Genomic DNA, 19,950 nt, shown 5'->3' with positions numbered 1-19,950 from the left:
TGGCAACGCCCCGCAGGTCTTGTGGCTTGCCATCGGCTGTGTGATGCCGCTTGATCTGAACAACCCAATGACCGGAGGCCCCGATGAAACTGACCCGCCAGGATTTCCCGCAAGATTTCGTATTCGGGGCTGCAACCGCCGCCTATCAGATCGAGGGCCACAGCTTTGGCGGGGCGGGATCCACGCACTGGGACACTTTTTCGGCCACTCCAGGGAATGTCGTGGGCTGCGAAAACGGTGCCATCGCTTGCGACCATTATCACCGGATGGATGCTGACCTGGACCTGCTGCGCAATGCCGGCATGGACGCCTATCGATTCTCGACCAGCTGGGCGCGGGTCCTGCCCGAGGGACGCGGCACGCCCAATCAGGAGGGGCTGGATTTCTACGACCGCCTGGTCGACGGCTGCCTGGCGCGCGGGCTCAAGCCATTTCAGACCCTCTATCATTGGGAAATGCCGTCCGCGCTGGCCGATCTGGGCGGCTGGACCAACCCGGATGTGGCCGACTGGATGGCCGATTACGCCGAAGTCATCACGCGCCGGATCGGTGATCGCGTCCATTCCATCGCCACCCTGAACGAACCCTGGTGTGTCAGCTATCTGTCGCATTTTCTGGGTCACCACGCGCCGGGTCAGCGCGATATTCGCGCAACCGCCCGCGCCATGCATCACGTAAACCTCGCCCACGGACGCACCATGACCCGGCTGCGCGATCTGGGACAGGACAACTGCGGCATCGTCCTGAACTTTGAGGCAACCGAACCCGCAAGCGACAGCGCAGCTGATCGCGCCGCTGCCGCAACGCAGGATGCAACACATAATCGTTGGTTCATCGAGGCGGTCACGCGCGGCAACTATCCCCAAGAGGCGCTCGCAGGACTTGAGCCGCACATGCCACAGGGTTGGCAGGACCACATGCGCGAAATCAGCCAGCCAATCGATTTTCTGGGCGTCAATTACTATACGCGCGGATTGATCGGCGCGGCAGAGGATGGCGCGCCCTGGCCCGGCACCCGCCAGATCGCCGGACCGCTGCCAAAGACGCAGATGGATTGGGAAATCTATCCCGAGGGGCTGCACCGCACCTTGACCCGCATGACGCGTGATTACGTGGGTAATCTGCCGATTTTCGTCACCGAAAACGGCATGGCCTGGCCCGAGGAGCCAGACCATGCGGATGACGCGCGGACCGATTTCATCGATCGGCACCTGCAGGCCATGCACGGGGCGGTGAATGACGGGGTGAATCTTCAGGGTTTCTTTTACTGGTCGTTGCTGGACAACTACGAATGGGCCTTTGGCTACGAAAAACGGTTCGGGTTGGTCCATGTCGATTTCGATACGCTGGACCGCACGCCGAAATCATCCTACCACGCGCTGAAATCCGCGATCGCACGGCAGGACCACTCATGAGCAAACGACAGGCCAACAGTTACAACCTTGTCGCCGATATCGGCGGGACCAACACGCGCATTGCGCTTGCCCAAGGAGCGGATGTGCTGCCCGCGACCGTTCGGCGCTATCGCAATGTCGACTTTACCGGCCTTGAAAGCGTGATCCGCCGCTACTGCGAGGACGAGGGCGACGTGGATGCCTATGCCGCCTGCGTCGCTGTCGCGGGGCCCGTGCGTGACGGACGTGCGGCCATGACCAATCTGGACTGGACAATCGACACCGAAACGCTGGCCCGCGCCAGCCGGTCGGAAAAGGTCGCCATCCTGAACGATCTGCAGGCACAGGGTCATGCGCTTGGGCATATCGCCGACGAAAATCTGCGTCAGGTCCTGACCGGTGCCGAGACAGGTGCCAAGGCGACCAAACTGGTGATCGGCGTCGGAACAGGTTTCAACGCAGCCCCGGTCTTCGAAACGGACCAGGGCCGCATCGTCACAGCATCCGAAAGCGGCCACGCCAACCTGCCGATCCGCACCGAACAAGAGCTGCGCCTGTGTCAGTTCGTGTCCAACGCACATGGCTTTCCCGCGGTCGAAGACGTTTTGTCGGGCCGTGGGCTGGAACGGGTCTATGCCTTTCTCGGACAAGAAGCGGATGATCGCAAAGAGATCCTCGCCCAAGAAATCATGACGGCCTTGGCCGATGGCAGTGATCCACGGGCCGAAGCCGCCGCCAGGATTTTCGTGCGCATCTTGGGAACCGTTGCCGGGAACCTGTCACTGATCCAGCTTCCGTTCGGCGGGGTCTACCTCGCAGGGGGCGTTGCGCGGGCCTTTGGACCCTATCTGGCACAATACGGATTCGGAGATGCGTTCCGCGACAAGGGACGATTTGCAGGTTTCATGTCGAATTTCTCGGTCACGATCATCGAAGACGATTATGCCGCGCTGACCGGTTGCGCCTGCCAACTTATGACGCTCGAACGTCAAGGCTAGGGTACAGGGCTGCATCAATGCAGCAACTGGGCCTGTACGGTTTCGGTCAGCGCGTTCAACGAAAACGGTTTCGGCAGGAAAACCGCGTTTGCGATCCGGTCGTTGTCGGCGTTGAACGCATCCTCGGCGTAGCCTGACACAAAAATAACCTTGGTATCAGGCCGCGCGACACGCGCCTGTTTGACCCAGGTAGGACCGTCCAATCCGGGCATGATGACATCTGACAGGAACAGATCCACCTTGAGGTCCGGATCGGACAACAGGTCCAGTGCAGCCTCTGCACAATCGGCCTCAATCACCGTATAGCCGCGAAGCCGCAAGGCCCGCGAGGCAAATGCCCTGACCGGTGCCTCGTCCTCGACCAACAGGACCACGCCGCTGCCTTGGGTGATGATCTGGTCGCCCCCCTTGCTGGGCGGGCGGCGCGTGTCGGCCACGGGACGGGTCTGGCTGGGGAACAGCATTTCAACTTCGGTGCCGCTGCCAACCTCACTATGGGCGAATATGAAACCGCCGGTCTGTTTCACGATGCCGTAGGCCGTCGACAACCCAAGCCCTGTTCCCTCGCCCGTGCGTTTGGTCGTATAAAATGGCTCGAACACCTTGGGCAGGCGTTCGGGCACGATGCCACAGCCTTCGTCGATGACGCGGACCACCACATAAGCCCCCGGCGGGACGGAAACGTTGCCCCGCACCAATGGAACATCCAGCTGTCTGTTTTCCGTGACGATGCGGATTTCCCCGCCCTGCGGCATCGCATCGCGCGCGTTGACCACAAGGTTCATCATGACCTGTTCAAGCTGCCGCTTGTCCGCCTTGATCGCTGCCAGATCAGGATCGTGTTCCAGAATGAGGCTTACCCTTTCGCCGACCAGACGGTTCAGCAAATGGGTCAAGTCAGACAGGGTATCACGCAGGTCGATCCGTTCAGGCTGAAGGTTCTGTTTACGGGAAAACGCCAAAAGCTGGCCAACAAGGCTGGCTGCACGATTCGCGTTCTGATGGATTTGAATGAGATCGCCGTAATCATGGTCACCCGCATCATGGCGCAACAGCAAGAGGTCGCAATGTCCCGATATGGCCGTCAGCAAGTTGTTGAAATCATGCGCAACGCCACCGGCTAGCTGACCAATCGCCTGCATTTTCTGACTTTGCACGAATTGCGCTTCGAGGGTTTTCAGTTCGGTCACATCATTGAGCACGGCAATCAGATGCCGACCTTCGGGACCGTCGGCGATATTGAGGGTCACCTGCACAAAGGTTTCCTGATTTTCACCGCGCCCTCGCAGGAATTGTGACACGTGCCCGCCCTGCCCGGCGATCGCCTCCTTGATCCAGTCCGAAATCGGCCGACCCAGCCCGTCCAGCACATCCTGTACCCGGCGTTCGTCGTTGTTTTCGAACCCCAAGAGCACGCGGGCCTGACGGTTGGACGCCGTGATCACGCCGTCGCGGCAAATCTTGAGGAGTGGCACCGGCAAGTCTTCGATTTCGTCCCATCCGGCAGACAGACCCACCGTGCCGGTCAGGCCCGTCGCGTCGCGCGCCGTCGGCAAGAGATAGATTTCGCGGCGTTGCGCGGTCCTGTCAACAACACCCGCGATAAATGTCTGCGGACCGGAGGTGGTTCTGACCTCGCAGGTGCGACCGCTGACAGGCGGCGTCGCACCAAAGATTTCCGACAGCGATTTTGGCCTGTTTCCCAAAAGTTTGCGGAACACTTCATTCATATACAGAACCGCATCCGACGGGCCCGCTGTCAGCATCGGCAATGTCAGCATATCGGCCGCGCGGCCCAGGGATTGACTGTTGCGCCCCTGATCGTTCAACCGCCACATCCCCAGATCAGGTTCGATCATCATGTGCGTCAGCCGGTATTGACCGGTCCGCGTCGCGACGTCCTGGGTGGCGGCACCGTATGCCGTCGCCTGTTCACGCATTTGCGCCAGTAGCAGATCAGGTGTCGCAACAATCTGCCCGATCGCAGAGCCCAGATGGCCGTCCGAAATATCCCCGAACCGCGTGATGGCGGCGGGATTGCGATACAGGATGTCCCCGTTCGCGCTGGTCAAAAAGGCGATATCACCATCATAGAGCAACATGGTCTGTATCACGCGGCGCAACGGGCTGATTTCCGCGATATCGTCCCGAACAATGCGTGACCCACGCCGATATGTCAGAAACGCCATGAACATCAATACGATGCCGGCGAAAACCGCCGTCAAACGAAAGACGTGATCCCCGGCGAACAGGCCAAACATGCCGCATGCCGCTGCAAGCGCAGATAGCAACCATATCGCCCGCGACTGCCGCGTTTGCGGGGCTGGGAAACTAAAGATGGTTCGACGCAAATTCCCTCCCGTACGCGCTTTGACTTCAACGACGACCCTAGGGAGGAAACGGTAAACAGGGCGTTAAAATCGATCAATTCATCTCAGGGTTGAATTTTGAGGAGTGTGGTCAGAAAGAAACCGTCATGTTCTGCGCGCGGCACCAACTTCAGCGTCTCTTGCCGTTGGAAATCGCCGTGTTTCGCGAGGAATGCATCGACGACCGCGTCGTTTTCCGAATTCAGCACCGAACAGGTCGCGTAGGCCAACGTGCCGCCCTGTGCGACAAGTGGTTTCGCGTTTTCCAAAACCTCGGCCTGCATGACGCTGAACCGGTCCAGATCATGCGGTGTCAGCCGCCATTTCGCATCCGGCGTCCGCCGCCAGGTGCCGCTGCCCGAACAAGGCGCATCACAAAGCACCAGATCATAGGGCGCATGGCGCATCAGGTCCGACGGTCCAAGCGTCGTGATCTGCACCCCCGCCCGCTGCGCACGCGGGCCAATATCCGCCATCCGTGCCTGATCGATGTCATGCGCATAGACGGTCGCATCGGTTTGATCTGCCAGCGCGAGAGCCTTGCCGCCGCCGCCTGCGCAATAGTCCAGCACCCGGCGACCTGCCACGGACCGCAGCTGCGCCATCGCGATCTGGGATGCGGTATCCTGCACCTCAACAAGGCCCGAGGCATAGGCAGATGAACCCGCAACCTTGCGTTCGTTTTCAATGACTTCGATCGCGGTATTCACCTGATCTACAGGTTTGGACACAATACCGTCGCGCGCCAACGCGGCGACCGCCTCATCCCGCGTGCCGCGTGACAGATTAACCCGCAAATAGACCGATGCACGATGGCGCATCAGCTGTGCTGTGGCCATCGCCGCCTGACCCAGAGACTCTTGCCACAGCGGCCAAAGCCAATCAGGCAGATCCGCCGATACGGCATCCGAGTGTGGCAGGGTCGCCGAACCGACCTCGTCCAGAGAGAGTGCCGCAGGACCGTAGCCGCCTGCCCCGAACACGGTGTCCACGGGGATGCCGTCGCGGCGCAACAGCCCCAGGATTGCCGCGCGGGCGGTGGTATCGCCACCGGCCGCGCAGAGAGACCGCCTGGCCCGCAGCACATCGTAGACGTGGTTACGAATGGCGGCCCGGTCCTTGGACCCTGCAAAGCGGTTCTTGCGCGCCCACGTGGTCAAGGTCCGCTCTGCGGGTGCCCCCGCGAAAACGTCGTCCAGAACCTCTATCGCGGCGGCAAATCGGGCGGCAGGTGTCACGGCCCCCTCAGGACCCGATGCGGTAGTTGGGTGATTCCCGCGTAATCTGCACGTCATGGACGTGGCTTTCACGCAGGCCGGCACCCGTAATCTTGACGAATTGCGCGTTCTTGCGCATTTCGGCGACGGTCGCGTTGCCGGTATAGCCCATCGCGGCCCGCAGACCACCGACAAGCTGATGGACCACCGCGCTGGCGGACCCCTTGTAGGGCACCTGACCTTCGATGCCTTCGGGGACCAGCTTGTCGCTCGCCGCGTCCTTTTGGAAATAGCGATCGGCAGACCCGCGCGCCATCGCGCCAAGCGATCCCATGCCGCGGTAGGATTTGAACGACCGCCCCTGATACAGGATGACCTCGCCGGGGGATTCGTCGGTGCCTGCGATCATTGACCCGACCATCGCGCAGGACGCCCCTGCGGCAATCGCCTTGGCAAAGTCGCCAGAAAATTTGATCCCGCCGTCGGCGATGACGGGCACGTCGCCCGCCGCCCCAGCGCAATCCATGACGGCCGTCAATTGCGGCACGCCGACACCCGCGACCATGCGCGTGGTGCAGATCGAACCCGGACCGATGCCCACCTTGACCGCATCGGCACCGGCACCGATCAGCGCGCGGGTCGCCTCGGCGGTGGCGACATTTCCAGCCACAACCTGCACCTGGTTTGACAGCGCCTTGATCCGCTCGACCGCCTTGGACACACCTTCGGAATGGCCGTGTGCCGTATCCACAACGATCAGGTCGACGCCCGCATCGATCAACGCCGCAGACCGTTCAAAACCAGAATCCCCGACCCCCGTCGCAGCACCCACACGCAAACGTCCCAGATCATCCTTGCAGGCCGAGGGGTTCAGCACCGCCTGTTCGCTGTCCTTTAGGGTCAACAGGCCCGTCAGCTTCCCCTTTGCGTCCGTGATCAGCAGTTTTTCGATGCGGCGGGCCTGCATCAGCGACCGTGCCTCATCCAGATCGGCGGGCTCTTGCAGCATGGCCAGATCATCAGAGGTCATCATCACGCTCACCGGCGTGCTGTCATCGCTCGCAAATCGCATGTCGCGGTTTGTGACGATCCCGACGACCAATCCGTTTTCGTTGACTACCGGAAATCCCGTGACCCGGTAGCGTTCCATCAGCGCCTTGGCGTCGGCCAGCGTCTGGTCGGGGCGCAATGTGACCGGGTTGTAGACCGTCCCCGATACGAACCGCTTGACCTGTCGGATTTCGCGGGCCTGCGCCTCGATATCCAGGTTCTTGTGTACGATCCCCATGCCGCCCGCTTGGGCCATCGCGATCGCCATGCGGCCTTCTGTCACGGTGTCCATTGCGGACGACAAAAGCGGGATGTTCAGGCTGATCGACTGGGTGACGTAGGTGCGGGTGTCTGCTGTCGAAGGCAGTACGGATGATGCTGCCGGAACCAGCAGAACATCATCAAAAGTCAGTGCCTCGCGAATCTCCATCACGGTCTCTCCTGATAGGGTCGTTTGGCGGTGCCGTATTGCACGAAACCCACCGGGGCAAAAGGTCAAAAGAATGACGCTTGCGACGCTGTGCCGTCGCGCCGCACCCTTTTCCCTCGGCGCAAAATGGCTAGTGTGCGCGCAACACAGCAAAGGCATCCGGACATGACCACCGATCCACTTGTTATTTTCACACCATCGGGCAAGCGCGGACGGTTTCCCGTGGGGACCCCCGTTCTGACCGCGGCCCGACAGTTGGGTGTCGATCTTGACAGCGTCTGCGGCGGACGCGGCATCTGTTCTAAATGTCAGGTCGCACCATCTTACGGCGAATTTTCCAAACATGGTGTCACCGCACGCGAGGGCGCGCTGTCGGACTGGAACAGCGTGGAACAGCGTTACGACGACATCCGCGGCCTAAAGGACGGTCGCCGTCTGGGCTGTCAGGCCACTGTCCAAGGCGACATCGTGATCGACGTTCCACCAGAGAGTCAGGTTCACCGCCAGGTCGTCCGCAAGGCCGCCGCCGTGCGCGACATCGTCATGGACCCCGCAACGAAGCTCTTGTTCGTCAAGGTGCAGGAACCGGACATGCACGAACCCTCCGGCGATCTCGAAAGGCTGGCAGCGGCCCTGCGCGATGAATGGGGGATTACGGATGTACATGCCCCCCTGCCCGTACTGACCAAGCTGCAAAAGGTCCTGCGCAAGGGCAACTGGGAAGTCACGGTCGCCCTGCATCGCGGATCGCTGGACGGTCGTCATCAGGTCATCGACGTCTATCCCGGTTTCCACGAAGGTCGGATCTATGGTCTTGCCATCGATCTTGGGTCCACCACCATCGCGGCCCACCTGTGCGACCTGCGCAACGGTCAGGTCGCCGCCAGTGCGGGCGTGATGAACCCGCAGATCCGCTTTGGCGAGGATCTCATGAGCCGCGTGAGCTATGCGATGATGAATCCGGGCGGAGAGGTCGAAATGACGGCCGCCGTGCGCGCCGCCATCAATGACCTGACCGTGGATATCGCGGCAGAGGCCGGCATTACCCCCGACCAGATCATGGAGGCCGTGTTCGTCTGTAACCCGGTGATGCACCACCTGCTGATCGGGGTGGACCCCGTGGAATTGGGCCAGGCCCCGTTTGCACTGGCCACATCGGATGCAATGGGTCTGCCCGCCCGCGAATTGGATCTGAACCGGATGAACGATGCAGCACAGGTGTTCATCCTGCCATGTATCGCCGGTCACGTCGGTGCAGATGCGGCCGCCGTCGCGCTGTCAGAGGAACCAGGCAAATCCGACGACCTCGTGCTGATCGTCGACGTGGGCACCAACGCGGAAATCCTGCTGGGCGACAAAAGCCGCGTTCTGGCCTGTTCGTCCCCCACCGGCCCCGCATTTGAGGGCGCACAGATCAGTTCCGGTCAGCGTGCCGCCCCCGGTGCCATCGAGCGCGTCGAAATCGACCCTGCGACCAAGGAACCCCGGTTCAAGATCATCGGCAGCGACAGCTGGTCCGATGACCCCGATTTCGGCACGCCGCAGATCACCGGCATCTGCGGGTCCGGCATCATCGAGGCCGTCGCCGAAATGCGCATGGCCGGCCTGCTGGACGACAAGGGTCTGATCGGCTCGCCCGACCAGACCGGCACGTCACGCTGTATCGTCGCCGGGCGCACGCATTCCTACGTCCTGCACGACAGCACCGCCGACGGTGGACCGCTGATTGCCGTGACACAGGGCGATATCCGCGCGATCCAACTGGCAAAATCGGCGCTTTATGCCGGGGCGCGGCTGCTTATGGATGAAATGGGCGTCGATCATGTCGACCGCATCACGCTGGCGGGCGCCTTTGGTGCGCATATCAGCCCGAAACACGCGATGGTGCTGGGGATGATCCCTGATGCGCCGCTGGCGAATGTGCGCAGTGCGGGCAACGCTGCGGGCACAGGCGCACGCATTGCATTGTGCTCGGTGACCGCACGCCGCGATATTGCGACAATCGTACGTCAGATCACAAAGGTCGAAACCGCCATTGCGCCGAAATTCCAGGAACATTTCGTCAACGCAAACGCCATTCCCCACGCCACCGATCCTTTCCCGCACCTGGCCAGCGTGACCACGCTACCATCCGTCAGTTTCAACCTCGGGGGTGGCGGAAGTGTCGATGATCAAGGCCGCAGACGCAGACGGGCCCGCAAATAGCTGGATATTGACCCGCGCCAGACGCTTGTCTGGCCGGGTTCAGCTGCCCTTGCCCGTAAACACGGTGACGATAGTGCGCCATGTGATCCACAGGTCCAGTGCGATCGACCGGTCCCGGATATAGGCTAGGTCAGCAGCAACCTTGCGATCCAAGCCTTCGCGCCCGTCGACATAGCCGACTTCGGTCTGGGCAAGGCCGGTGATGCCAGGTTTGACAGAATGGCGTGCACGGTATCCCGGCACGGTGTCGACATAGATGCAGGCATGGTCGATAAAATCGGGGCGCGGGCCAATCAGACTCATGTTGCCGATCAGCACGTTCCAGACCTGCGGCAACTCGTCCACACGACATTTGCGCAACAAGCGACCCAATGGCGTGATCCGCGACACCTCAAGATCGTCAAACGCGCCGCGCCGGATATTTTCGGCACAAAGCATGGACCGGAATTTGTAGGCGCGAAAAGGGACACACCCCTGCCCCATGCGGTCCTGCACGTAAAACAGGGGGCCCGGATTATAGAAACGGTTGATGATCAACAGCGCTACGGCTGCCAAAACCAAGGGCACCAAAAGGACGGATGATATGACAATATCAAAGCACCGCTTGAAGATGACAAATCCGAGCTTGGGGGACACAGGTTTCGTCTCTGAAGCGGCATCTTGTTCATACCGCAAAGACGTAAATTGTCTGATCTGAACCAAAACTGCCCCCGAAACTTCGACTAGCCATGCCAGCACCATCGGCACGAGACACGTATTGTGACGGCCGTGAAATCACCGCCCTAGAACTCAAGCAAAACCATTACGCAAACAGGACTTAATAAGCGCCGGATAACAGGCGTGTGACATGCTGGTTCCGCGCGTAATGCCGGATCGGGCAGCGTGAACCGGAACCAGCGTGATATTAGTTGGTGGTGGTGTCCGACGTTGCGCCGTCGTTGTCGCCATCATTGGTTGCGCCGATGATGAAAACAGCGCCCATCAGCGTCAGAAAAGGCACAACATTCGGGATTTCTGTCGACAGGCCAGGAACGGCAATGCTGTCCTGAGCGGATGCTGCCATCGGCAATGTCGCAGCGACGGTCAGTGCAAGAATGATTTTTTTCATGTTTTAATTCCCCATGTGTGCGCAAAGCGTGCGTTCAAGTCCAAACGACGTAGCGTCAACGGTTTCAATCAACAATCGGTTACCGCTTCCACGCCTTGTTTACAAGACTAATCTCGGGTAGTGCCGACACCGCTATCAAAAGACTGCGATCTGGCCAAGAGTCCCGAACTGCCATAAATTAAGGCACAAAGGCTGGGGAAACTGCCAGATGCAAGGCAGCCTGCGTATCAAAAACAGCCTCTCAATTGGTATCGGGCGTCGCGGCACCCTCATCGTCGTCCGATGAAAGAAGCGCAAAAAAGCCCACCATGCCAGCACCGATTCCCAGTATCGCACCGGTTGAAAGCCCCTGCCCCGTCGTCAGCGCCGGGGTGGTCGGATCGATCACCTGTGCGGGCGGTGCTGCGGGTTCGGTCACGATCAGCCCCTGAGACTGTGCCAGGGTCGGGAGCAAGAGCGCCGCTGTCGCGGCCAAGGTCGTCATTTTCATTACGGCAAATCCCTGTGCAATCATGTATTCACGTTCACCATAGAGGCCCGCCCGGATCGCGCAAGCGTGATACGCACCCCGGATATGAGGCCGTGCGCAGTTCAGGACTGGACGTCCGGCGACCAGAGCGTTCTGCGCGTCATGATGTGGGCAAAATCTTGCGACTCTGTAAATCTGTCCAGCCACCCACGCAGATCGGGCCAATCCTGATCGTCGAACCAGGCCCGATCAATCTGTGCGAACTGACGCACGAACGGCAGGATCGCCATATCGGCCAATGTCACCCGGCCAAACAGCCAACCAGCCTGCAACCGTGCATTCAGGTCACGCAGGACTGCTGCCGCAATTTCGCGTTGCTGATCCGGGTCACTGTCTGGGTAGCGGTCCGCGTATTTCGTGCGGTCAAGAGCCTGTTTGAACGGTCCGTCATTTCGCGCAATCAGGTCATGGCCCTCTGCCGGCATATCCAGCCATCGCTGAGGATCGTGCTGCTGCAAGGCCCAGACCATGATGTCGAGGCTTTCGTCGATCACACGCTCGGGCAAGACAAGGCACGGCACCGTGGCCGTAGGTGACACCGCAAGAAAGGCGTCGGGTTTGTCGCGCAGCAATATCTCGCGCGTTTCAACGACCTGTCCAGAGGCTGCGATCGCCAGACGCGCACGCATGGCATAGGGGCAACGACGAAACGACCACAGGACAGGTTTCACGGCGCGCGCATGCCGGCCAGCAGATTGTCAGACGCACGGGCCAGCAGCGTGGCGTCAATGCCGCAAGCGACAAAGGTAAACCCGTCAGCCAAGAGTGACCGGGCAAAGGTGACATCTTGCACCAATGTTCCCACGGGCACACCGGCAGCCATCAGCGCAGCTGCAGCCGGTCTGATCCCGTCCCAAACGGCAGGGGCCATCGGCTGGCCCGGCAGACCCAGATCCGCCGCAATATCCGCCGGCCCGAAAAACACGCCGTCGACACCTTCGACCGTGCCGATTGCCACAGCGTCCGCCAATGCCTGACGCGATTCCACCTGCAGGATGATCGCCGTCTCTGCCTCGACCCGGTCGAGGTAGTCGCTGATCCGACCATAGCCGTTCGCACGCGTGCCCCCTGCAAAGCCCCTGATCCCGTTCGGCGGATAGCGGCAAGCGGCGACGGCCGCGCGCGCCTCTTGTTCCGATTGGACCATCGGGAACAACAACGCAGGCGCGCCCAGATCCAGCAACCGCTTGACCTTGACCGGGTCATTCCAGTCCGGGCGCACCATCGGTGTCGTGGCGTACCCAGCAAACACCTGCAGCTGATGCATCACATCGCCCAGCGACGTGGGCGCGTGTTCCATGTCCAGAACGGCCCAGTCAAACCCTGCACCGGCGATCACCTCGGCGGCCCCGGCGTGGCAAAGGGAAACCCAGATACCGATTTGCGGCTTGCCCGACCGGATCGCCGCCAGAAATGCGTTTGGTTTCAGGTTCATGAATTTGCTCCTTCACCGCCCAGCGCAGTGGCTGCCAGGACGGCCTGCACGTCATGATCGGACAGGCCGTAGTCGCGCCGAGCCATCTCTGGCGTGATGTAACCCAGCGCAAGATCGCGGCGCACTGCATCCACATCGCGCGCACCGACATCACCATAGCCACCCCCTCCGGGGAAACCCATCACTGCGCGGGTACCTTCCGGAATATGCTGTCGTCCCTTTCCCCGCAGTGGCGTGCCATCACTCAGTGCGACAGTCGTGGCCCCACCCGCCGCACCACCGCGTCGCCCGCGTGCCGGATGTTCGACCCGGTCGAACATGGCAGACAGATGCATGTCATAGCCCGCGCGCGGCCCGACCTCCATCACCTGCCCCAACCCGCCGCGATATTGCCCTGCCCCACCGGAATCGGGACGCAGTTCCTTGCGCCAGATGATCACCGGGCCGACCTGTTCGGTCGCCTCCACCGGCATGGTCATGACGCCAGACGGGAACGCCGTGGCCGACAGCCCGTCCAGTGACGGACGCGCACCCGCGCCGCCGGAATTGAACACCAACACCTCGGCATCGCCAGCGCCCCCGGTTCCCGTGCGCGGGCGCAGCGACATCTGGAAATTACACAGACAGCCCGCGCCTTCGGCTGGAACGACGCCCGGCATCAACTGATCGAGCGCGCCAAAGATCGTATCCGGCAGCAGGTGGCCGATCACATGCCGCAGGGCCACCGGCGCAGGATGCAGTGCGTTTACGATCGTGCCCGGCGGTGCGGTCACCTCGAACGGCGCAAGGCTGGCCGCATTGTTGGGAATATCCGGTGCGATGGCGCATTTCAGCGCAAAGCAGGCATAGGCCTTGGTATAAACCATCGGCACATTGATCCCCTTGGGATCGGGGCCGCTGGTGCCGGTCCAGTCGCACAGCACCCGGTCGCCGGCAAAGGTCACGCTGACATGCAGGTCGACGGGCCGCGTATATCCATCGATCCGCATATGCGCGGCGGCCTGACCCTGCGGTAACGCCGCGATCCGGTCCAATGTCGCCCGGCGCGAGTGATCGAGGATAAAATCGCTGATGCCGTCCAGATCATCCAGCCCGTATTCGTCCAGCATCTCGGTCAGGCGCCCCCTGCCAATATCGTTACAGGTCGCCAGCGCGTAGAGATCACCGACCAGCTGATCGGGCGCGCGCACGTTTGCGCGGATGATCTGGATGAGGGTCGGATCAACTGTTCCGGCGGATGCAAACCGCATGATCGGTAGATGCAGCCCTTCTTCATAGACCGCATCCGCATCGGCCCCGAACCCGCGACCACCAATATCCGTGACATGGGCCGTACAGGCGAAAAAGCCGATCAGACGATCCTTGTGAAACGCGGGCGTGCAGACCGTGATATCGTGCAGATGACCGGTGCCTTTCCACGGATCATTCGTCAGATAGACATCGCCTGGGCGCATGGTGTCCAACCCGATATCGCGGATGAAATGCGGCACCGCGTCGGCCATCGCGTTGACGTGCCCGGGGGTGCCGGTGACGGCCTGCGCCAGCATCTGTCCTGCGGCATCATAGACCCCGGCGGACAGATCGCCCGCCTCGCGCACGGATGTGCTGAAGGCTGTCCGCACCAAGGCCTGCGCCTGTTCCTCGACAATGGAAATCAGGCGGTTCCACATGATCTGATAGGCGACCTGACCGGGCATGATCACTCCTTGCGTTGCAATGCGATACAGCCGTCGGACAGCACCACGGCGTCGCGACTGGCTGGCACGATGATCGAGGTTTCATCCTCGGTGATGACGGCGGGACCGATGACGGTGGCACCCGATGCGAGGTCTGCACGCGCATGCACCCCGGCAATCTGGCTGATGCCCTGCGCTGCGTCGAACAGGTCGCGTTGGTTGCGCGCTGCGACAGGCGGTGAAACCGTCACGGGCGTTGCGGGATCGACGGCAGCCTTGGGCGTGGTGGCATTGACGGCCCAGACCGTGATCTCGACCTCCATCCCGGCGACCGTACGACTGAACAGGGCCGCATAGGCCGCCTCGAACAGCGCAAGGAAACGGTCGGGATCGGGGTGTTCGGCATCCTGCGCGGGCAGCGTCACGGGGATTTCCCAGCCCTGCCCGCTGTAGCGCATGTAGACCTTGTAATCGGCGGTGATCGGCGCGTCTGCATCGCAAGACCTGACAAAGGTCGTCGCCTGCTCCGTCAGATCGGCAAAGATCCCGGCCACCGCATCCGCATCAAACGCAGACAGGCGCATGAACACTGACCGGGTCGCCTCGAAACTGAAGGGTGCGCGCAAAAACCCGATGGCGGAACCGACACCCGCACCACTGGGGACCAGACAGCGGTCAATGCCCAGTTTTTCGCACAATCGCGCGGCATGCAGTGGTGCTGCACCACCAAAGGCGATCATGGTAAAGCCTGCCAGATCCTCGCCGTTTTCGACGGCATGGACACGCGCGGCATTGGCCATGTTCTCATCCACGACTTCGGCCAGCCCATGCGCCGCGTCCTGAACGGACATGTCCAGTGGCGCACCCAATGCATTGCTCAGCGCCTGTGCTGATTGCGCGGGATCCAGCGGGATGCGACCACCCGCAAACCCCGCAGGGTCAAGTTTACCCAAGATCAGGTCGGCGTCCGTGACGGCAGGTCGCTGCCCGCCGCGACCGTAGCAGGCAGGCCCCGGTTCGGACCCCGCACTTTCGGGACCGACGCGGATCTGGCGCAGCGCATCGACATGGGCAAGCGATCCGCCGCCCGCACCGATTTCGACCATGTCGATTACGGGGATCGAAATCGGCATGCCCGACCCCTTCTTGAACCGGTAGGTCCGCGCGACCTCGAACACACGGGCCGTTTTGGGGATCTGGTCGCGGATCAGGCAAATCTTGGCCGTGGTGCCGCCCATGTCGAATGACAGGACCCGGTCCAGCCCATGCCGCGCCGCGATATCGGCGGCAAAGACCGCGCCGCCCGCAGGCCCGGATTCCACCAGCCTGACCGGGAATTCGGCCGCGGTGGCCAGATCGATGATCCCGCCACCCGAATGCATCAGGAACACCGGGCAATCCGCACCGGCGACGCGCAGACTGTCCGCGAGGCGACCAAGGTAGGATTTGATCAGCGGCTTGATATAGGCGTTGGCGACGGTGGTGTTGAACCGTTCGTATTCCCGCATCTGGGGGCTGACCTCTGACGACAGCGACACCATTGCCGCAGGCATGCGTTCGGCCAGCACGTCGCGGATCATCCTTTCGTGCGTGTCGTTCACATAGGAATGCAGCAAACCAACGGCGACACTGTCATAGCCCGCATCGCGCAATTCATCCGCAAGGGCCGCGACCGCCTCGCCGTCCAGCGGCACTAGCACACCACCATCCGCGTCGATACGTTCACGCACCACATAGCGACGATTGCGCGGCAGCAGCGGCGCGGGCAGCGTCAGGTTCAGGTCATATTGTTCGAACCGCGATTCGCTGCGCATCTCGATCACGTCGCGGAACCCTTCGGTTGTGATCAGCGCCGTTTTCGCGCCGCGCCGTTCGATCAGCGCATTGGTCGCCAGCGTGGTGCCGTGGATGATCTGGCTGATCTGCGCGGGCGAGATACCCGCATCCGCGCAGACCCGATGCATCCCCTCGACGATCGCATGCTCTGGTGCCGCATAGGTGGTCAGCACCTTGGTCGAAAACCGGTCGGCACCGGTTTCCAGAACCACATCGGTAAAGGTGCCGCCGATATCGACACCCAGTCGCGCCTGACCGCCTTGCATGTTTCGCTCCCTCTTCGTCCGGTGCCATGCAGCGCCGGAACGCGGGGAATGTCAAACCGGTGGGATCAATCCTTTTGGTGAAAATCCGCGACGATCTCGCGGCGGGCCAGCATCATCGCATCAGCCACATGCTGAAGGGGCTCTACATCGACATCGGACTGACCGGTTTCGATCAGTTCGGCAAAGCGGTGATAGACACCTTCGTATTCACCGTGTTCAGCCACGTCATGCGGTTGGCCGTTGACCAGCATCGTGGTTGCGGCATCCAGCAGTTTCAGCGTGCCCTCGGTCGTGTCGACCTCGATATCCCATGTGGGCGGGTCCTCGTGGCGCCAGTCGAACTGGGCCTGCACCTGCATGCCGCCCGCCCCTACAAAGGTCAGATCGGCCGCAATGGGCATGTCGCGGTTGCCGGGATATTTCAGAACGGATTCGCGCAGATGCACGGGGTTCGGCAGGATTTCCGTCATCAGTGACAGCGCGTTGATACCCGTATCGAACACGCCCTGCCCGCCGGGTTCCCAGATCCAGTCCTGACCGGGGTGCCAATTGTGCACATCCTCGCGCCAGTTGATCCGCATCCCCTTGACCGTGCGGTCGCGCAGCCAGGCGCGGGCAGCAGCCACACCCGGCGCATGACGCAGGTGCCAAGAGGCGTAGAGTGTCACACCCTTTGCGCGCGCCAGCTTTTCCAGCTTCTGCACCTCGGTGACAGTGGCGCCGGGGGGTTTTTCCAGCATGGTATGTTTGCCCGCCATCAGCGATTTCACCGCGATGTCAAAGCGCGGCATCGCGGGCATGGTCAGGCTATAGATGTCGATATCGGGCCTTGCGTCGATCAGGTCCGCGATGTCGCTGTGATTTTCGACGTCATCCACTCCGCCCGAACGGCTGACCGTTGCGGCGAGGTCAAAGGCAGTGCTGCCCGAAATGGCTGGCATGTGCTGATCGCGGGCGATCTTGCCGATACCCAAAAGGGCGATTTTCGCGTCGGTCAACTGCCGGCCGGAGGAACTGGTCGCTGTCATGGTCTGCCTCAAGTTTTGGTCTGGCGTCAGACATAGGGCGTTTTGCCCTCAGGACATGCCCAGCGCGGCCATGTACATTTCCAGCACGGCCTCTTCTTCGGCCAGATCGTCCTTGTCGCGCTTGCGCATGGCCACGATCTTGCGCAGCACCTTGACGTCGTAGCCACGCCCTTTGGCTTCGGCCATTATTTCCTTCTGGCCGTCGGCGATGTCTTTTTTCTCGGCTTCCAGACGCTCGTAGCGTTCGATGAACTGGCGCAACTCCTCGCCGGCTACGTTTTCGGTCGGGTTGGTGGCGTTGTCGGACATCGGAACACTCCTGCGGCTGGGTCAGGGGCACGTCCTAGCGAGCCTGCCAAACCCTTGCAAGGTGCGCCGTGTCAGGTTAGCGGATCGGGGCGCAATCATGGGGTATGTCATGCAAACATTGATTTGGATCGGGGCAGTCGTATCGGTGCTGGGCCTGTGTGGCGTGGTCTATTCCATCATCATGGTGGCGCGGGCGAAACGTGCCGATCTGACTGACGCGGAACTGCGCGCCCGCATCGGTGCCATGATGCCGGTCAACCTCGGCGCGTTCTTTTCCGCGATGCTGGGACTGATGATGGTCGTGGTCGGCATCCTGCTAGGCTAAAGCGACAGCGCATCCAGCACGCGATGGATCCGATCGTCGGCGATGGAATAGAAAATGATGCGTGCGTCATCCGGACTGCGGTCCGACCGCACTAGACCTGCCGCGCGCAGACGGCGCAGATGATTTGACACCAGCGCTTGCGGCACATCGACAGCCCCCTGCAACTGGCTGACCGTCCGGGGCCCGCCACGCAGTGCACACAGCACCGACAGGCGCACGGTGCCCCCCATTTCGTGCAAAACGGTCGCTGCCGCCGCAAGTGCGTTTTCGTCCATGATCATGCCCGCGACGCTAAACCTGCATGCCGCCCTGCGCCAGACCTGTTGCCACTGGACCGCGCCGCAGGCCGCGCGTAGTCTGAGCCGCATGCAAATCAATCAGATCACACCCGCCTATTCCGCCGCCCCCCAGATCGAGCCCGCCGATGCGGCCACGCTCGCAGAACAGGGTTTCACGACGGTCATCTGTAACCGCCCCGATGCCGAGGTGCCGCCGCCCTTGCAGGCCGAGGCCATGCGGATCGCGGTCGAAGCCGCTGGCATGACCTTTGTCGTCAACCCGGTGACGCACCAGGGGCTCAACATGGAGATGGTGCATGCCCAGTCCGACGCCGCCGCCACCGGCAAGACGCTGGCCTATTGTGCATCCGGCACCCGGTCGACCATCGTCTGGGCCCTGGGACAAGCAGGCAAGATGCCGGTCGATGACATCATCGCAGCCGCAGCGCAGGCGGGATATGATCTGAACGGCATGCGGAGCCAGCTCGAAACGCTGTCCTGACGGTCAGGCAAGCAGGGTCGCATCACTGATTGCCACGTCCCGCCCGGGTTGGACCAGCGCACCGTGCGGTAGGTCCACAAGGTGCGGCGGTGCTTCGCCAGCAATCCTGACGGCGATACGGCCGCTGACATGACCCAGGCGCCCCGTGGCGATCAGCTGGCCGCCCGGCGCCTCGACCCGGACAGACCCGACCGCAAATCCGGTCAACGGCAGGCAATCGCCCACGGCGAGAGAAGTCAGTCGGCGCAGTGGTACGGGCATGCGGTGCACCACCACATCCAGTCGCGCAGGTGCGCCCAGTACCGCCGCGCGCAGCCGGTCGGCCCAGTCTGCCGCGACCTGCGATTGCGGCACACGGTCAGGCACCGGGCCGACGGTGTCCGGCAAAGCAATCGTCACGCAGGGCACACGGTCCGTTTTCTGATCCGAAACCGTGATGACGATCACCCGGTAGGATTGTTCGCGCAGCGCGAAACACGCCGCACGCGCATCGGGAAAACGCACCGATAGCCGGCAACCCACGGCCCATCCATCCAGAACTGTCCCCTGTGTGGTGGCGGCCAGATCATCCAGCAGCGCCTGTAACAAAGGGCGAACCAGATCAGCATCCGTTTCGGTGATGGCACGCAAGGGCGCGGGCTGTGCTGACACCCCCCCGGTCGTGATCGTCTCGAGCGTGGCTGCGATCAGGCTGGCATCACAAATCATCATGCCGACGCAGGTGCCATCGCGTTCCACGCCCAGCATCAGCACATCCGGGGAAAGATCGGTCGTGACACTGTCCAGATCACAGGTTCGATCCGCCACCCCGGTGACATCGACGACCAGGCCCACACTGGACTGCGCTGCCCGCGTGACCGACAGTTTGACCGCGCGTGACGCCGTCAGCGGCACATCAGGCGCATCCGCCTGTTGTCGCCTGACCATCCTGTGCAACACGCCCGTCATACTGGCTACCCCGCGTTTCATTGCGCACAGCTAACGTCGAAGAAGTA

19 protein-coding genes are annotated in these 19,950 nt (G+C 61.9%); 5 read left to right on the top strand and 14 right to left on the bottom strand.

Annotated features, from left to right (window positions below; all coding sequences use genetic code 11):
• Window positions 1-83 precede the first annotated feature (83 nt).
• Both LGQ03_RS00455 and LGQ03_RS00450 read left to right on the top strand, forming a co-directional pair.
• Window positions 84-1,415, top strand: coding sequence for a GH1 family beta-glucosidase (locus LGQ03_RS00455; protein WP_226746818.1), 1,332 nt, complete (start codon window positions 84-86; stop codon window positions 1,413-1,415).
• Window positions 1,412-2,392 carry a glucokinase gene (locus LGQ03_RS00450; protein WP_226746817.1) on the top strand — a complete coding sequence of 327 codons (981 nt, stop codon included), beginning with the start codon at window positions 1,412-1,414 and terminating at the stop codon, window positions 2,390-2,392. The genes LGQ03_RS00455 and LGQ03_RS00450 overlap by 4 nt, the downstream gene beginning before the upstream one ends.
• A gap of 14 nt (window positions 2,393-2,406) precedes the next feature.
• Here LGQ03_RS00450 and LGQ03_RS00445 read toward each other — a convergent pair whose 3' ends face one another.
• From LGQ03_RS00445 to guaB, 3 genes are all read right to left on the bottom strand, one after another.
• Complete coding sequence (locus LGQ03_RS00445; protein WP_226746816.1) at window positions 2,407-4,653, bottom strand: ATP-binding protein; 2,247 nt, start codon at window positions 4,651-4,653, stop codon at window positions 2,407-2,409.
• A 173-nt stretch (window positions 4,654-4,826) separates the two neighbouring features.
• Window positions 4,827-5,999 carry an RsmB/NOP family class I SAM-dependent RNA methyltransferase gene (locus LGQ03_RS00440; protein ID WP_226746815.1) on the bottom strand — a complete coding sequence of 391 codons (1,173 nt, stop codon included), beginning with the start codon at window positions 5,997-5,999 and terminating at the stop codon, window positions 4,827-4,829.
• Window positions 6,000-6,006: 7 nt separating this feature from the next.
• Entirely contained in the window at window positions 6,007-7,458 is a 1,452-nt protein-coding gene (guaB, locus tag LGQ03_RS00435) for an IMP dehydrogenase (protein ID WP_226747257.1), read from the bottom strand.
• A 165-nt stretch (window positions 7,459-7,623) separates the two neighbouring features.
• Here guaB and LGQ03_RS00430 point away from each other — a divergent pair, with 165 nt between their 5' ends.
• Window positions 7,624-9,663, top strand: a complete 2,040-nt coding sequence (locus LGQ03_RS00430; RefSeq protein ID WP_226746814.1) for an ASKHA domain-containing protein — start codon at window positions 7,624-7,626, stop codon at window positions 9,661-9,663.
• 39 nt (window positions 9,664-9,702) lie between these two features.
• On the opposite strand, the gene LGQ03_RS00425 is transcribed toward LGQ03_RS00430, so the two are convergent.
• From LGQ03_RS00425 to LGQ03_RS00385, 9 genes are all read right to left on the bottom strand, one after another.
• On the bottom strand, window positions 9,703-10,404 hold the full coding sequence (locus LGQ03_RS00425) for a sugar transferase (protein ID WP_226747256.1): 702 nt from the start codon (window positions 10,402-10,404) through the stop codon (window positions 9,703-9,705).
• 163 nt (window positions 10,405-10,567) lie between these two features.
• Entirely contained in the window at window positions 10,568-10,771 is a 204-nt protein-coding gene (locus LGQ03_RS00420; protein WP_226746813.1) for a hypothetical protein, read from the bottom strand.
• 241 nt (window positions 10,772-11,012) lie between these two features.
• A complete protein-coding gene (locus LGQ03_RS00415; protein WP_226746812.1) occupies window positions 11,013-11,261 on the bottom strand; it encodes a hypothetical protein in 249 nt (82 codons plus the stop codon).
• A gap of 101 nt (window positions 11,262-11,362) precedes the next feature.
• Complete coding sequence (locus tag LGQ03_RS00410; protein ID WP_226746811.1) at window positions 11,363-11,971, bottom strand: glutathione S-transferase; 609 nt, start codon at window positions 11,969-11,971, stop codon at window positions 11,363-11,365.
• Window positions 11,968-12,735, bottom strand: a complete 768-nt coding sequence (locus tag LGQ03_RS00405) for an HpcH/HpaI aldolase family protein (RefSeq protein WP_226746810.1) — start codon at window positions 12,733-12,735, stop codon at window positions 11,968-11,970. Before LGQ03_RS00405 ends, LGQ03_RS00410 begins: the two co-directional genes overlap by 4 nt.
• Entirely contained in the window at window positions 12,732-14,432 is a 1,701-nt protein-coding gene (locus tag LGQ03_RS00400) for a hydantoinase B/oxoprolinase family protein (RefSeq protein ID WP_226746809.1), read from the bottom strand. Before LGQ03_RS00400 ends, LGQ03_RS00405 begins: the two co-directional genes overlap by 4 nt.
• Before the next feature lie 2 nt (window positions 14,433-14,434).
• Complete coding sequence (locus tag LGQ03_RS00395; RefSeq protein ID WP_226746808.1) at window positions 14,435-16,513, bottom strand: hydantoinase/oxoprolinase family protein; 2,079 nt, start codon at window positions 16,511-16,513, stop codon at window positions 14,435-14,437.
• Between the two features lie 65 nt (window positions 16,514-16,578).
• On the bottom strand, window positions 16,579-17,541 hold the full coding sequence (locus tag LGQ03_RS00390; protein WP_226746807.1) for a Gfo/Idh/MocA family protein: 963 nt from the start codon (window positions 17,539-17,541) through the stop codon (window positions 16,579-16,581).
• 48 nt (window positions 17,542-17,589) lie between these two features.
• Window positions 17,590-17,850, bottom strand: coding sequence for a DUF2312 domain-containing protein (locus LGQ03_RS00385; protein ID WP_056031219.1), 261 nt, complete (start codon window positions 17,848-17,850; stop codon window positions 17,590-17,592).
• Between the two features lie 109 nt (window positions 17,851-17,959).
• Here LGQ03_RS00385 and LGQ03_RS00380 point away from each other — a divergent pair, with 109 nt between their 5' ends.
• Window positions 17,960-18,175, top strand: a complete 216-nt coding sequence (locus LGQ03_RS00380) for a hypothetical protein (protein ID WP_226746806.1) — start codon at window positions 17,960-17,962, stop codon at window positions 18,173-18,175.
• Here the strand turns inward: LGQ03_RS00380 and LGQ03_RS00375 are convergent.
• Complete coding sequence (locus tag LGQ03_RS00375; RefSeq protein WP_056031213.1) at window positions 18,172-18,450, bottom strand: ArsR/SmtB family transcription factor; 279 nt, start codon at window positions 18,448-18,450, stop codon at window positions 18,172-18,174. The genes LGQ03_RS00380 and LGQ03_RS00375 overlap by 4 nt on opposite strands.
• Here LGQ03_RS00375 and LGQ03_RS00370 point away from each other — a divergent pair.
• Window positions 18,449-18,955, top strand: coding sequence for a TIGR01244 family sulfur transferase (locus LGQ03_RS00370; protein ID WP_319004426.1), 507 nt, complete (start codon window positions 18,449-18,451; stop codon window positions 18,953-18,955). The genes LGQ03_RS00375 and LGQ03_RS00370 overlap by 2 nt on opposite strands.
• Before the next feature lie 3 nt (window positions 18,956-18,958).
• On the opposite strand, the gene LGQ03_RS00365 is transcribed toward LGQ03_RS00370, so the two are convergent.
• Window positions 18,959-19,903, bottom strand: coding sequence for a FliM/FliN family flagellar motor switch protein (locus LGQ03_RS00365; protein ID WP_226746805.1), 945 nt, complete (start codon window positions 19,901-19,903; stop codon window positions 18,959-18,961).
• Window positions 19,904-19,950: the final 47 nt, after the last annotated feature.

The organism is Loktanella gaetbuli, from assembly GCF_020531945.1.
GTDB lineage: Bacteria > Pseudomonadota > Alphaproteobacteria > Rhodobacterales > Rhodobacteraceae > Loktanella > Loktanella gaetbuli.
Note: the sequence above shows the minus strand (reverse complement) of the source record. Positions and strands in the feature narration are given on the sequence as shown.